The sequence below is a fragment of the Asanoa sp. NPDC049573 genome, assembly GCF_040676615.1.
In the GTDB taxonomy this organism is placed as follows: domain Bacteria; phylum Actinomycetota; class Actinomycetes; order Mycobacteriales; family Micromonosporaceae; genus Asanoa.
This window is the reverse complement of sequence record NZ_JBFAPI010000007.1, coordinates 1-12,351: the sequence shown is the minus strand read 5'-3', so window position 1 is coordinate 12,351 and position 12,351 is coordinate 1. Positions and strand designations below refer to the sequence as shown.

Here is a 12,351-nt window from a genome sequence, read left to right as displayed (position 1 = left end):
ATTGGCGGCGCCTATCCCACGAACCGGTCAGATTGGGGGCGCGCCGTCCAGGATTTCGATTCGAGAAACGCGCTCGATGCGCCCGCGCGCGGCCGTGCCGGTGACGCTCACGCGCTGCCGACGTCCGTGCGCGTCGACGAGCCGTTGGTAGAGGTCGTCCGGCAGCAATACCCGGACGGATCGTTCCGAGGTGCCGTACACCGTCGAGATCGGGCCGCGCACCGTTGCCTGGCCACCCTCACCGATGTCCCGTCTCAGCCTGCTGACGTGGCCCTCGACCGTGACCTCGCCGTCTGGAACCGCCACCTTGAGCTGCTCCGCCGCCGTATGGAGCACCTCGATCCGGCGAGTGCTGAAACGGAACGAGCGAGGCGGCACGGACGACGGAAGCTGGCGTGCCCAGGTGAATCTGACGTCGTAAGGAACACCGTCACGGCCGAGCTTGGCCAGTGCTTCACAGACGTTCGCCGACACACCTTCACCCGTACGGCGTAGAAACAACTCGAGATCGAACTCGCGCAGCGCCTCGCCTGAGGCGGCAAAGCACGCTCGTACCGCGCGGTGCATCTGCAGCGAGACCCGCCGTGCGAGCGGCAGCTCGGCACTCACCTCGACCGGCGCCACGGCGAGCTGCGCGGCGATCGCCCAGCTACCCGCGCGCGGAGTGCCCAGCCGCACGCCGCGGGCGAAGTCGAGAGCGCTGTCCGGTCGACGTCCCTGGACCAGCATCGGCCGGTCGCTGATGAGGGCGTACGCGGACGACACGACCAACTCTCGCACCCCTGCGACGGCGTCCACGGCGTTGAACAATGGAATTGTCCCTGGCGGGCCGTCGGGCCGCAGGCGGAAGGAAAGGCTGTCGACCCCGCCATTTTCAAGATCGTCAAGGAGCAGGCGGATGGGCCGCTCCTCGACGGCCGCCACTGTGCTGAGCAAATCGGACACCCGGCTCTGGTAGTCGCGTAACTCGCGATCGCCCGGAACCAGGACCTGGAAATCGCCGTCCTCCTCCTGGCGCACCCACATGGTCGACCGATCGAAACGCTGCTGCGGCGCCCAGCCGGTCGACGACAGGTATCCGGTCAGGGTCTCCGGCGCCAGGGCCCCGGCGGCACTCATCTCGTCGGCGCTCGCCGTGACATGCGGCGTCACGAAGGCACCCGCTGGGCCGGGACGGGATGCAGAAGCGACCGAAGGCCGCTGACGGTCAGCAGGTTGCGCCTGGGCACGTGGACCGTCACGTGGCCTCGCGTCGCCTGGTCGATCACCGGAAGGTCGCGCAGGGATGCCCAATATCCGCAGCGCCGGAGCCGCATGGAGGTCTCGTCCACCTCGACGAACTGATCAGCGTCCGCAGGGACGACGACCAGGAAGAGATAGCGCGACACCGCGAAGCCTTCGCCCGCGAGGTTGTTGTAGTGCCGGACATCCATAGGGTAGTGCCAGTGCCGGTCGCTCCCTTTCGGGCTGGACCAGGACTTGACCTGCGCCTCGATCTTGGGGAAGCGAGCAGTGCCACGCGTCCCCGGGAAATCGATGGAGAAATCCACGCCGGTGTGGTCGAGATCCTGCTGACCGGCGATGAGACCGGCGGCGCTGGCCAGCACGCGCACGAAACTCTCACCGAAATAGCCTTGATGGTTGTACTTGCCGTAGCTCATCCACCTTGCCCCAGTGCCGACGCCCGACGCCCACCGTGGCCGTAAACATACTTCTCGTCACTGCCGAGGAGAACCCCTCTCGCTTCGCGAGCACGGCTCGCAACGACAGGCCCGCCACGGAGCCGAGTTTCTCGGCCGTTCGCCTGGGCGGCAGCGGAGAGCTTCGACCGGTTGGCCGGCGGGATCGGTCAATGGCCGGTCCTCATAGCGGACGCCGGGTAGAAGGGGCCGGCGTCACCGCAGCCCGGATCGCTTTGCCCTCAACCGTTGCACCCGGAATGAACGCACTCTGGACATCCGCAGGCGACGTCCGATTGCACGCGCCGATCCCCATCAGAAGGTCCACCGAAGTGGTCCTGCTCGGCCGCGCCCCGCGCGCCGGCACACCACAGACCTGGCAACGTCGCCGTATGAGGTCTAGGCCGTGCAAGCGACGACATCCGGTCGGCGCCGCCGGCGCTCATGGCGCCGACCTGCGGCGCGGGCAACTCCCCCCGGCCGCCAGCCAGCAGCGGCTGAACCCGCCGACCTGCCGACAACCACGATCGCTCGTTCCCGCAGACCAACGAACTGGACGGCTGCGCACGAAGCGCTCGGTGCCACCCCATGGTGGGGTTATGCGAAGCGTTCAGGCTACGTAACGTAAGCGCCCCGATACTCGCGCGGATCGATGCGGGTCCGCGAGCCATGACATCTCGCCGGAGGTTTGGTCGTATGAAAACCTTGATCGGTACCGAGTATTTGGGCGGGTTCTTCCTTTTGCGGCCAGGAAACGCCCGTGGCCTTCGAGTCGCCAAGGAACAGTTCGACGAGCTGTGGCAGTCCGCGCTAGTTCCTCGTTGGCTATCTGAGTCAGCCCGTGAAGCCTGGGGTCTCGATATCACCGGTCAACCGATGAATGCTGCCGTACTGCTGCGGCCGCTTAGCCCTTACGGCTACGGGCGAGCGTCCTACGAGCTGAACTTGGGTTGCAATTACGACTGTGAGCACTGCTATCTGGGGTTGAAGCGGTTCGAGGGTCTTGACTGGCCGGACCGGCAGCGGCTGCTGGACATGATGCGGGATGCCGGGGTGGTGTGGCTTCAGTTGACGGGCGGTGAGCCGTTGGTGGACCGGTTCTTCGCCCAGGTGTACGCATACGCCTACGACCTCGGGATGCAGTTGACGATCAGCAGCAATGGCAGCCGGTTGTGGCGCGACGACGTTCTCGAGCTGTTGACCAGCCGTCCGGTGTACAAGCTGACCGTCAGCGTCTACGGCGCCACGGCCGAGGGGTACGACGCGGTGACTCGCCGGCCGGGGTCGTTCCACAAGTTCGCGAAGGGTCTCTCAGCTGCCGTCGCGGCCAGGTTGCCGATGAACCTGAACCTGGTGGTCACGAAGAGCAACGCGCACGAACTCGACGCGATGAAGGCGCTGGCCGACGGGTACGGCCTGACATACCACGTGTACAGCAATATCTCGCCCACCATCTACGGCGGCCCGGAGGTGCTGCGGTCGCAAGATCCGGCCTACCTGCGGCGCCGCACGCCGTTCACGGGCTGCAACGCCGGCCATACCTTCTTCCACGTCGACCCGTTTGGGCGGGCGTCGATCTGCAAGGTGGGCCGCGACCCGTCCGTCCCGCTGCTGGAGGAGGGCGTCGAGGGTCTTCGGCGCTTGGGCGGGATCGCCGATCGCCTCCTGGGCCGCCAGGGCGGCTGTACCGGTTGCACCCTCCAGGGCACCTGCGGCACCTGTATGCCGCTGGTGCAGCTCTACCGCACGGCGAAGGCCGACCTGCGGACGTACTGCCAACACGGCACCTGACGAGAGGAGCACCACGCATGCCCGCCGTACCCGTCGTCATCGAACTCCCCGCCCGGCCTCAGGACCCCGAGCCGCAGGCCGGCGAAATCACGGTCGTGGACATGGAGGAGTTCTCTGCGGCCAACAAGTGCTCGTGCGCCGCCAGCGACGACAACCCCTACTGATCGAGTGAACTTTCCCGCCGTGCCCGGCCTGCCTGCAGGCCGGGCACGGTCTGCTATGGGAGACTTCTTCGCGGCCCTGACGATGATCGTCGTCCGCGGAGGGGAAACCCATGCAGCGCACCGACTGGGAGCAGCTGGACGCGCCGGTTCGTGCAGCCGTCGAGTGTCGCACTGGCTCCGTGCATTCCGCTCGGACTGCGGCGGCTGGGAAGAACTCCGCGATCGCTGCTTTGTTGGGCACCGATGACGGGCCGGTGTTCGTCAAAGGGCTGCGGGTTGACGATCCCCGGGCGGCTTGCCATGGCAGGGAAGCCGCCGTCAGCCGGTACGTGACTGCGCTGTCCCCCGAGCTGCTGTGGCGCACCGAGGCGGATGGCTGGGACCTGCTTGGCTTCCGCGCCGCACCCGGCCGACACGCCGACTACGCACCGGGCTCACCGGATGTACCCAAGGTTGTCAACGCGATGCGCCGGCTGGCGCTGCTGTGGTGTCCGGACCTGCCCCAGATCAAACGCGCTGAACGGCGATGGGCCCGCTACCTCGACAGCGCAGACTTGCAGCTGCTGCACGGCGATGTGCTTCTCCACACCGACTACAGCCCCGACAACGTCCTCATCCACGGTGAGGACGCCCGCCTCATCGACTGGGCCTGGCCCACCCTCGGCGCCGGATTCATCGATCCCGCCTGCCTGATAGTGCGGCTAATCTTCGCGGGCCACACCCCACAGGAGGCGGAGGCCTGCGTCAACGAGCTGCCGAGCTGGGCCAACGCACCTGCCCGCGGCCCGGACGTTATCGCGGAAGCGCTGGCCCGGATGTGGGCCGAGATCGCTGCCGCCGATCCGACCGGCTGGAAGCAGCAAATGGTTAAGTCCGCCAACCGCTGGCATGCCCATCGCAGGCGCTGACGAACTCACCCGAACAATCGCACCACCGCATGTTCGTGCAGCTGCGACGCTAGGCAGCGCGGCGGCAGTGACACTCGCACCGACACCTCAAATTGCCCGCGTCGGCGTCGCGTTCCCATGCGCGCGTCGCAAGCCCGACCATCGCGCCAGGGATGCGGAGACCGTCCGCGATGCGCTCGACGGTGGCGAGGGCGGTCACGGACGCTGCGCCACGGGCGACGAGACTGACCCTCTCGGCTTTCATGCCGGTGGCAGCAGCGATCGCGTTGAAGCTCATCCCGGCTGCCTTCGCGGCGGCGAACACGACACCGAAGTCCCTCGTCGCAAGCGCATGAGCGACAACCGCATCGGCAAACAGCCCCCTCGGAAGGCCTTCGACCCACCGGCGTGCTTGGTCTCTCATCGAAGCCGCCTCGGTCGCGTCCGGGCAATGCGGATAGGTGGACCACCCGGCCTCAGCCGGCGGCCCGAGACGACGTGCGCCGCTGTCACCGCGAAATCCCTCATTTCGATGCAGGCGTGGTGCCGAGGTGATCGAGAACCGCGTGTGCCCATCGGGCTTGCTCGCATGGAAACCACACCAGCCGCCCCGAGAAGCGCTCACACTCGCCACAAAGCCCATCCGGACAGGCCTGGTGCCTCCTGGCCACCGCGGCGGCACGGTCAACCAGCGACCGCAGCCCGTCGTCGACCGGCGCGGCAGACGCCGCACCGGGCGCAAGACTGGGAGCTATCGCGTCGACGGTTGTTGACGCCGCCGGCTGCGATGGCGAGCGCCCGGAAGCCTTCACGGCCTCAACTCGATCGAGGGAACTGGGCCGTACTTTCCGTTGCGGACGTCCTTGGTAAACGCGCCCATCTCATCGATCCAGAAGAAAAGGGCGTCCGCTTCGCGGTCCGGAAGTGCGATCTTGATGGCGTGTCCAAGGCCGAGTGTTTCTGCGTAGGCGGGTAGGCCGCCGGATGCGACCACCCGTAAGAGGTCCGTCCACTCGTCGTGTGTGAACCGGAGCTCCGGACCGAGGGGGACGCGTGAGTTACGGACGTAGACCGCGTCGGTCTCCTCCCGTACATCCCAGTGCGAGCCATTGGTTTCCGCGCCGACGCTGTTCGGGATGCTTGATCCGTACGGCATGAGGTGGCCCTCCTGAGGGTCTGAGCAAAGGGATTGCCGCTTCGTGTGTGGCAACCGGGAAGCGGATCGCCGCGCTGCGGCCTTTGGGACCGTCTGGTAGGCGTTGAGCCACCGCTCGGTGGTGGTCGGTTCGGCCGCCCAGAAGACGAACCGCTCTGCCAACGGCCGCGGCTGGCACTTCGCGGTTCCGTACAGGTCCTTCGACGCCGCGAACAAGTGCTCGACCAGGAACACGGCCAGCGCCAAGTCGTCCTCGCCGAACAGCTCCTGCAATTCGACGCGTGCGTCGCCGCACGGCCAGTCCGCACCGTCGACCTGGCATTGCCAGCCCGGCCGCGACGGCGCGTGGACCAGTCCAAGGACCTCAACGGCGGTCACGGCGCCGCCCCATTCGGGCTGGGTCGCCAACCGTGCGCATCCCGGCAACCCGCACGAAGACCGAACGCCGCTCGACCGCATCGCCGGCGGCCGTGATCTGGTAGACGTCTAGCCAGCACCAGCCTTCGTACGTCGGCCAGTCATGGCAACGAATCACCCGCGCCAAGATCGCGTTCGCTCCGTCGAACTGGACGCTGGCCTCACGGCCGAGCGCCAGCACTTCTCCAGACCGAGGAAGCCGCGGTGTCGAAGCCGTGCTCATACCGCGCCGCCCAGTGACAGAAAGCCGGCCGTAACCCTGCGTGCCCCTACGATCTCCGGGCGGGTCAGGCCCGGCCGTCGGCGGGGCAGCCGCGCCGACCGCGCGAATACGTTGGTCGCTGCCTCATGCGCCTGACACGGGCCGAGCACCTTGCACTCCACGCACAGGCCGTCGCTGCTGGATACCGCGTGCCTGTCCAGCACCGCCTGGGCCTGCTCGACCTGCCGGCCGCCGGAATACGTCGCCACGTCACCTGCTTTCCCGCTCACGATGGGCCGGGCGCGCCGCGCAAACCCCGACTGGAATCCGCATCCGGTGCATCACGCGGCGCGCCCGACCCGATTCACCCGCCACCGCGGAGCCACATGTCGCACAGCGGCGGGGAGCCATTCGTCCTCCCCGTGCCGGCCGTCGGCGCACCCATGCACACGCCGGCGGCCGGTCAGGAACTTGCTGGTCACCATGTCTTTCGATGAGTAGCGTGACGGTCGCGGACCGTCGAACTAAAGTCGACAGGCGTCAGCCACTGTCAGCCGACAGACCCCGGCGGAGTACAGGCCGGCGAGCGAGCGGCTACGGTCCAGGCATGACGGCGGAGCCCAAGCGCGCAAGTGAATGGACGATCCACGGGGAACGGATTGTCGACGACACCCGGCGGGCGGTCTTGAGCGTTGCCGACGTGGAGTTACCCGATGGTGTTCGTTTCGAGCAATACGTGCTCCGGGTGCCGGGCGCCGCGATGGTCGTCGTTCTGGACGACGATGAGCGTGTGTTGATGGTGTGGCGGCACCGCTTCATCATGAAGCGGTGGGTCTGGGAGCTGCCTGGCGGCTACGTCGACCAGGCGGAGGATCCGCTGACCTGCGCGGCGCGTGAAGTCGAGGAAGAGACCGGATGGCGCCCGCGAACCATGGAAAAGCTCGTGACGTTTCAGCCGATGGTGGGGACGATCGACCAGGAAAACGTCATCTATCTCGCCCGTGGCGCCGACCCCACGGGTACAGCACCAGACATCAACGAAGCCGAGCGCATCGAGTGGATTCCATTGTCCGACATTCAGCAGCACATGACCAACGGGACCATCGTTGGCGCGGGTTCCGTGTCGGGACTGCTCGCCGTGCTGCTGCTCAGGGCCTCTGGGAAGCTTTAAACCGCCTGAAGTACCGGTCGGGCGCGCTCGGCGAAGTCACGTACCGCCGGAAGGCCGGCATGCTTGCCGAGGCGGCTGGCCAGATCGACCAGGTAGTCGCGCGCCCGTGAGGAGTCGAGTCCTTCAGCGGCCTCAACAGCCTGAGTTCCTACGTGGGCCGCTTCCTCGACGTTTCCGGACTGAGCGTGCGCGACCGCTAGAAGCGCGAGGTTGAACTGGCGGCCGCGGGCGTACTGGCGCCCGTCCATGTCGAGAGACCGTGTCGCGAATCGCTGAGCGATGTCACCTCGGCCGAGAGCGGTAAAGCAGTGGCCGAACTTCGCCGCGAGATACGCCTCGTCGAAGTACCCGATCCATTGGGGATCGCTAGCCCGATCCGCCTTATCGAAAATCTTCTCGGCTCTATCGAGGGCCGACGCGCATGCAGCCTCGTCAGCGCCCACCGCGTGCCCTTGCGCTTCGAGAACCGCCGCCTCCGCCTGGATCGCGGCTACCCCCGCGTCGGCAGCGGCACGCCCGGCCGCGCGGGCAAGATCTACGGCCTCGCCGGAGGCGCGCATGTACGCTGCCTGATGGCTCATCGCCGCCAGGATCTCCGCACCCAACGCCCGGTCACCGGCGCTCGCCGCGAACCGCAACGCCTGCACCATGTAACGCTGAGCCAGGCCGTGCAGACCCGAGTCGTATGAGGCCCACGCAGCAAGCTGCGTCGCCTCCGCGACGGCCGAGAAAAGCGCACCGCCGGTTGCCGGATCGAATCGGCCCCTGGCCAGTTCCGCGACGTCGCCATGCAGAAAACGAACCACGCTTTCTCGGATGTGGCCGCCGCCGAACTGATTATCCAACGTTCGATACGTCGCGGTGATGCGGCGCACCGTCTCCACATCTGGTGAACCGATCAGCTTTTCTCCGCGACCGGCAGGTCGTTCATCCAGCGGCGAGATCAGCCACCGCATAGCGGGAGGCAGAAACGCCGCCGCGCTGAAACCCGCGGTCCGAAGTACGTCGCGCCGTTGCATGTCTCCCCGCCACAGCTCCACGGCGACATCTATTCCGTGCCGCCAGTCCGGCGCGAACTCTAGCCCCGCCGGTTCCGCATGGGCGCCGCGTTCAACCCTGACGGGCCGTTCCGGGCTGTCGGCTGACAGGGCGTACACCAATGCTGACAACTGTCCACCTGCGCCGAGCGCAGCGTCGAGCAAGGCCGCCACCGACACGCTCGGACGTTTGGTCCCGGATTCGAGATCCCAAAGGTAGCCATGCGAGCAATGGATCTTCTGCCCAAGACGCCGCAACGACATGCCAGTCTGTTCCCGCAGTTCCTTGAGCCGCCGTCCGAAGCCCGGATCAACAACGACGGTCCGTCGCGGCATCGTTTCGCTCCCAAGGTCCAGACGAAATGCGGTCCTGTCACCCGATAGGCATTGGCGCGTACCGCTAACGTTACCGTCACTCCGGTTCACGCAACGTTCTCAGTTTTGTCGGGGTCCGCCGGATGAGTTGGTGTGGACAATGGCCCGATCGTGGTCGTGTCCCGCTCGGCTTTGAGGATCTTGACCAGGAGGGATGCGCGTTCGTTTGACACGCCGTGTCCACTATCACGCAGGGCGTCCGCGAGGTTGTCTCGAGACAGTGATCGCCCCTCGCGGGCCAACCCGGCGCGGGCGGTTCTCGCCGCCGGTATGAGGTGCGAGATGGTGCCAACGCTCGACGGCGAAGCCCGCCTGTTGCGGCCATCGATGCCTCCCGCCACGCGGCCGACCACGTCAGTCGGGCCGGTCACGGACGAGGGCTGGGCTTCCACTTGGTGGCAGGAGACGATCTCGGTCCCTGCTATGTCGTCCGTCTCGGCCGTCCGAACGCTTTGGGCTACGTCCGGGACGGTTGGGAGTGTCCGCTGATCGTCCCGGACGACCGCCCGATGGCTGTCATCCGCATCGAACATGGCGAACAGCAACTTGACGGAGACGAGCATGGACAGCGCCGGCCATCCAGCAAGCGCTTTGCCGATCGGATCCGCGCCACCCACCGCGACGTTCGCCGCCAGGCTCGCGGCAATGCCGACGATCAGCGCCACCCACGGAACCCAACCCGTCGGCCGCCCAGCACGACGCTGCGCGACCAGGAAGAGGCTGGCCACGATTTCCAGCCCGTCCACGCTGATCGGGAACGCGTACGACTTCCAACCGGTCTGGCCATGATGGGTGGCCAACTCGCGCATGTGCGCGAAGCTGATCGCGCCCGCCACGATGGCCAGACCAGCGACGCACACGGCCGTAAGGATCAACAGCGTCTTGTCGGTTCGGGTCTTCATCGGTTCACCTCCACCTGAGGTGAGGCCGACCTGAGCAGCGTCAACAGGGCATCGAGCACCCGCTCGGCGGCGTCGGCGGGCATGGACAGGTGCGAGTCACCCACCTGCACATGCAGATAGGGCTCACACCGCCACGGAGCACACGCCTCCGTCAGCCAAGCCGTCCCGTCCCGAGCCGGCAGCCACTGAGCCGCCGTCAGACCCAGCGGAACCGGGGCCGACCTGTGCTCACCACCGACGCCGGACCGGTAGCCGTTGGCCTGGCTGGCCGGGTCGGCGGTGCAACGGCTGCGGTCACACCACGCGGGATGCGTTGGGACGTAGGGGTTTCGGGCGTCGGACCTGGCATCAACCGACGCCTGCCTTTTTTCGCTCATTGACTACGGTCAAGAGCCACGCGTCGCGCGGGCTGGCGCGGTTGCGGGCCGCCCTTGGCGACAACGAACCGGCGAAAGGAAGCCTGCGATGAGCGTGGACGAACGCATCCGCGAGGTGCTCGACGACATGGCCGGCGAAGCGCGACCGGCGCCGGATCCGTTCGGCCGGTTGCGGGCGCGCCACCGGCGGGTGCGGCGGCGCCGCCTGACGGTGGCAACCGCGGCGGCGGCGGTCGGTCGTGGCCGCCACCGCGATCGTGCTGACTCCGTCAGGTGGCGGCCGGACCACCGACAACGACGGCAATGACCCGGCGCGAACCTTCAAACAGTGGGCCGAACGGCTCCGGCAAACCCTGGCAACGCAACGCGCGGAATCGTGGCGGGTGGTCTGCGACGGCGTCGTCCAAGACATCGGGCCAGCCGATCCCCTGCTGCCGTTCCCGCCGTTGCGCGAAGCCGACCTCGACGCCGCGCTCACCGGCGCCCGAGGAACGATCGACCGGAGCCTGGCGTTGGACGCGGTCAACACCGCCACGGTCGGCAACCAGAACCGGATGAAGGGCCCGCCCGGGTGTTGTGGGGCGGCCGGGTCGCCGGCGCGAGACCCGATGCCAACGCGTCCTACAACGGCACCGCGGTCGTGACGGCGGTGCCGTGGTGCCCCGCAGCTGGCAGGTGACGGTCGACGTCAGGTATGACGGCCCATCCGACGGCTCGGTCGCCACCAGTGCTCCGATATGGACTCCCGACGATCCGACCGGTGCCACCACCCTCCTGCCGATCCGGCTCGGAGAGAGCGAGCCAGTGCTGGTCGTCGTGCCCGACGGCACGGCTTGGGCCCGAGCCGTACGCGACGAGTCCATTGTCGACACCGCAGGGGTGGTCGCGATGGCCGCCGTCGTCGACGCCGCGAGCGGCGTGCTCGGCTCCGCCCGGCCACTCGGGGAACAGCCAGACCCGTTCCCCGACGTCGTCGGGTGGTGGTGACACCCTCGCCGATCGCGCCGTCGCCCCACCGTGGGCTCTTCCGATTGGGTCGTATCTAGCGAATGGCCAGTCTCGTTAGGCCAAAGGCTGGTTGGAGACCGACCTCGGGGGGCCTGTTTTGACGTCCGTAGTTCCAAAGCCGATCGTGACGCGGCCGTGGCCGGTGCGGGAACAGACCCGCGGATCCGCGCTCGGGCGCCTGATCCGGACCACCGACGCCAAGCAGATCGGGCTCCTCTACCTCACCACGGCGTTCGGCTTCTTCATCGCCGGCGGCATCATGGCGCTGCTGATGCGCGCCGAACTGGCCCGGCCGGGCCTGCAGTTCCTGTCGAACGAGCAGTACAACCAGCTGTTCACCATGCACGGCACCATCATGCTGCTGCTGTTCGCTACGCCGATCCTGTTCGCGTTCGCCAACTTCATCGTGCCACTGCAGATCGGCGCCCCAGACGTCGCGTTCCCGCGGCTCAACGCGTTCGCGTACTGGCTGTATCTGTTCGGCGGTTCGCTGGTAGTCCTCGGGTTCGCGACGCCCAGCGGTGCCGCCGACTTCGGGTGGTTCGCCTACACGCCGCTCAGCGACGTGGAGAACTCGCCGGGGATCGGGCCGAACATGTGGCTGGTCGGCCTGGTGATCTCCGGCCTGGGCACGATCCTCGGTGGCGTCAACATGATCACCACGATCGTGACGCTGCGGGCGCCCGGCATGACGATGTTCCGGATGCCGATCTTCACCTGGAACATCCTGATCACCGCCTGGATGGTGATCATCGTCTTCCCGTTTCTGGCGGCCGCGCTGCTCGCATTGGGCGCCGACCGGATCCTGGATGCCAAGGTGTACTCGCCCGCCACCGGGGGCGCGCTGATGTGGCAGCACCTGTTCTGGTTCTTCGGCCATCCCGAGGTCTACATCGTCGCGATCCCGTTCTTCGGGATCATCACCGAGGTCATCCCGGTCTTCTCCCGTAAGCCGCTGTTCGGCTACAAGGGTCTGGTCGGCGCAACGATCGCGATCGCGGCGCTGTCGATGAGCGTCTGGGCGCACCACATGTTCGCCACCGGCCAGGTGCTGCTGCCGTTCTTCAGCTTCCTGAGCTATCTGATCGCGGTGCCGACCGGCGTGAAGTTCTTCAACTGGATCGGCTCGATGTGGCGTGGCCAGCTCACGTTCGAGACGCCGATGCTGTTCTCCCTCGGCTTCCT

General features: G+C 67.2%; 15 protein-coding genes. 7 read left to right on the top strand and 8 right to left on the bottom strand.

Annotated elements, in window-relative coordinates; translation table 11 throughout:
• Window positions 1-27 precede the first annotated feature (27 nt).
• Window positions 28-1,152 carry a hypothetical protein gene (locus AB0J74_RS17615; RefSeq protein WP_363448981.1) on the bottom strand — a complete coding sequence of 375 codons (1,125 nt, stop codon included), beginning with the start codon at window positions 1,150-1,152 and terminating at the stop codon, window positions 28-30.
• Entirely contained in the window at window positions 1,149-1,661 is a 513-nt protein-coding gene (locus tag AB0J74_RS17610; RefSeq protein WP_363448979.1) for a DUF4365 domain-containing protein, read from the bottom strand. Before AB0J74_RS17610 ends, AB0J74_RS17615 begins: the two co-directional genes overlap by 4 nt.
• 714 nt (window positions 1,662-2,375) lie before the next feature.
• Between AB0J74_RS17610 and AB0J74_RS17605 the strand changes: the two genes are divergently transcribed.
• From AB0J74_RS17605 to AB0J74_RS17595, 3 genes are all read left to right on the top strand, one after another.
• Window positions 2,376-3,470, top strand: a complete 1,095-nt coding sequence (locus tag AB0J74_RS17605; RefSeq protein ID WP_363448976.1) for a radical SAM protein — start codon at window positions 2,376-2,378, stop codon at window positions 3,468-3,470.
• 17 nt (window positions 3,471-3,487) lie between these two features.
• Window positions 3,488-3,634, top strand: a complete 147-nt coding sequence (locus AB0J74_RS17600; RefSeq protein ID WP_363448974.1) for a hypothetical protein — start codon at window positions 3,488-3,490, stop codon at window positions 3,632-3,634.
• A 110-nt stretch (window positions 3,635-3,744) separates the two neighbouring features.
• Window positions 3,745-4,542: a phosphotransferase gene (locus tag AB0J74_RS17595; RefSeq protein WP_363448972.1), complete on the top strand. Its 798-nt coding sequence runs from the start codon at window positions 3,745-3,747 to the stop codon at window positions 4,540-4,542.
• 49 nt (window positions 4,543-4,591) lie between these two features.
• Here AB0J74_RS17595 and AB0J74_RS17590 read toward each other — a convergent pair whose 3' ends face one another.
• The 4 genes from AB0J74_RS17590 to AB0J74_RS17575 all read right to left on the bottom strand — a co-directional run bounded on the left by AB0J74_RS17590 (window position 4,592) and on the right by AB0J74_RS17575 (window position 6,565).
• Window positions 4,592-4,945, bottom strand: a complete 354-nt coding sequence (locus tag AB0J74_RS17590; RefSeq protein ID WP_363448970.1) for a helix-turn-helix domain-containing protein — start codon at window positions 4,943-4,945, stop codon at window positions 4,592-4,594.
• 384 nt (window positions 4,946-5,329) lie between these two features.
• Complete coding sequence (locus AB0J74_RS17585) at window positions 5,330-6,055, bottom strand: DUF397 domain-containing protein (RefSeq protein WP_363448968.1); 726 nt, start codon at window positions 6,053-6,055, stop codon at window positions 5,330-5,332.
• A complete protein-coding gene (locus AB0J74_RS17580) occupies window positions 6,042-6,275 on the bottom strand; it encodes a hypothetical protein (RefSeq protein ID WP_363448966.1) in 234 nt (77 codons plus the stop codon). Before AB0J74_RS17580 ends, AB0J74_RS17585 begins: the two co-directional genes overlap by 14 nt.
• Before the next feature lie 38 nt (window positions 6,276-6,313).
• Window positions 6,314-6,565 (bottom strand): hypothetical protein, encoded by a 252-nt coding sequence (locus AB0J74_RS17575; RefSeq protein WP_363448964.1) that lies wholly within the window; start codon window positions 6,563-6,565, stop codon window positions 6,314-6,316.
• Between the two features lie 338 nt (window positions 6,566-6,903).
• On the opposite strand from AB0J74_RS17575, the gene AB0J74_RS17570 reads away from it, so the two are divergent.
• The gene (locus tag AB0J74_RS17570) at window positions 6,904-7,467 is read left to right on the top strand and encodes an NUDIX hydrolase (RefSeq protein WP_363448962.1); all 564 of its coding nucleotides are present in this window, start codon (window positions 6,904-6,906) and stop codon (window positions 7,465-7,467) included.
• Here AB0J74_RS17570 and AB0J74_RS17565 read toward each other — a convergent pair.
• Together AB0J74_RS17565 and AB0J74_RS17560 are read right to left on the bottom strand one after the other, a co-directional pair.
• Window positions 7,464-8,840, bottom strand: coding sequence for a helix-turn-helix transcriptional regulator (locus AB0J74_RS17565; RefSeq protein ID WP_363448960.1), 1,377 nt, complete (start codon window positions 8,838-8,840; stop codon window positions 7,464-7,466). The genes AB0J74_RS17570 and AB0J74_RS17565 overlap by 4 nt on opposite strands.
• Window positions 8,841-8,926: 86 nt before the next feature.
• Complete coding sequence (locus AB0J74_RS17560; protein WP_363448958.1) at window positions 8,927-9,781, bottom strand: DUF2637 domain-containing protein; 855 nt, start codon at window positions 9,779-9,781, stop codon at window positions 8,927-8,929.
• Window positions 9,782-10,397: 616 nt separating this feature from the next.
• Here AB0J74_RS17560 and AB0J74_RS17555 point away from each other — a divergent pair.
• From AB0J74_RS17555 to AB0J74_RS17545, 3 genes are all read left to right on the top strand, one after another.
• Window positions 10,398-10,802: a hypothetical protein gene (locus AB0J74_RS17555; protein WP_363448956.1), complete on the top strand. Its 405-nt coding sequence runs from the start codon at window positions 10,398-10,400 to the stop codon at window positions 10,800-10,802.
• Between the two features lie 13 nt (window positions 10,803-10,815).
• Entirely contained in the window at window positions 10,816-11,145 is a 330-nt protein-coding gene (locus tag AB0J74_RS17550; RefSeq protein WP_363448954.1) for a hypothetical protein, read from the top strand.
• A gap of 118 nt (window positions 11,146-11,263) precedes the next feature.
• Window positions 11,264-12,351: cbb3-type cytochrome c oxidase subunit I (locus AB0J74_RS17545; RefSeq protein WP_363448952.1), on the top strand; the 1,088-nt coding region annotated here is incomplete at its 3' end.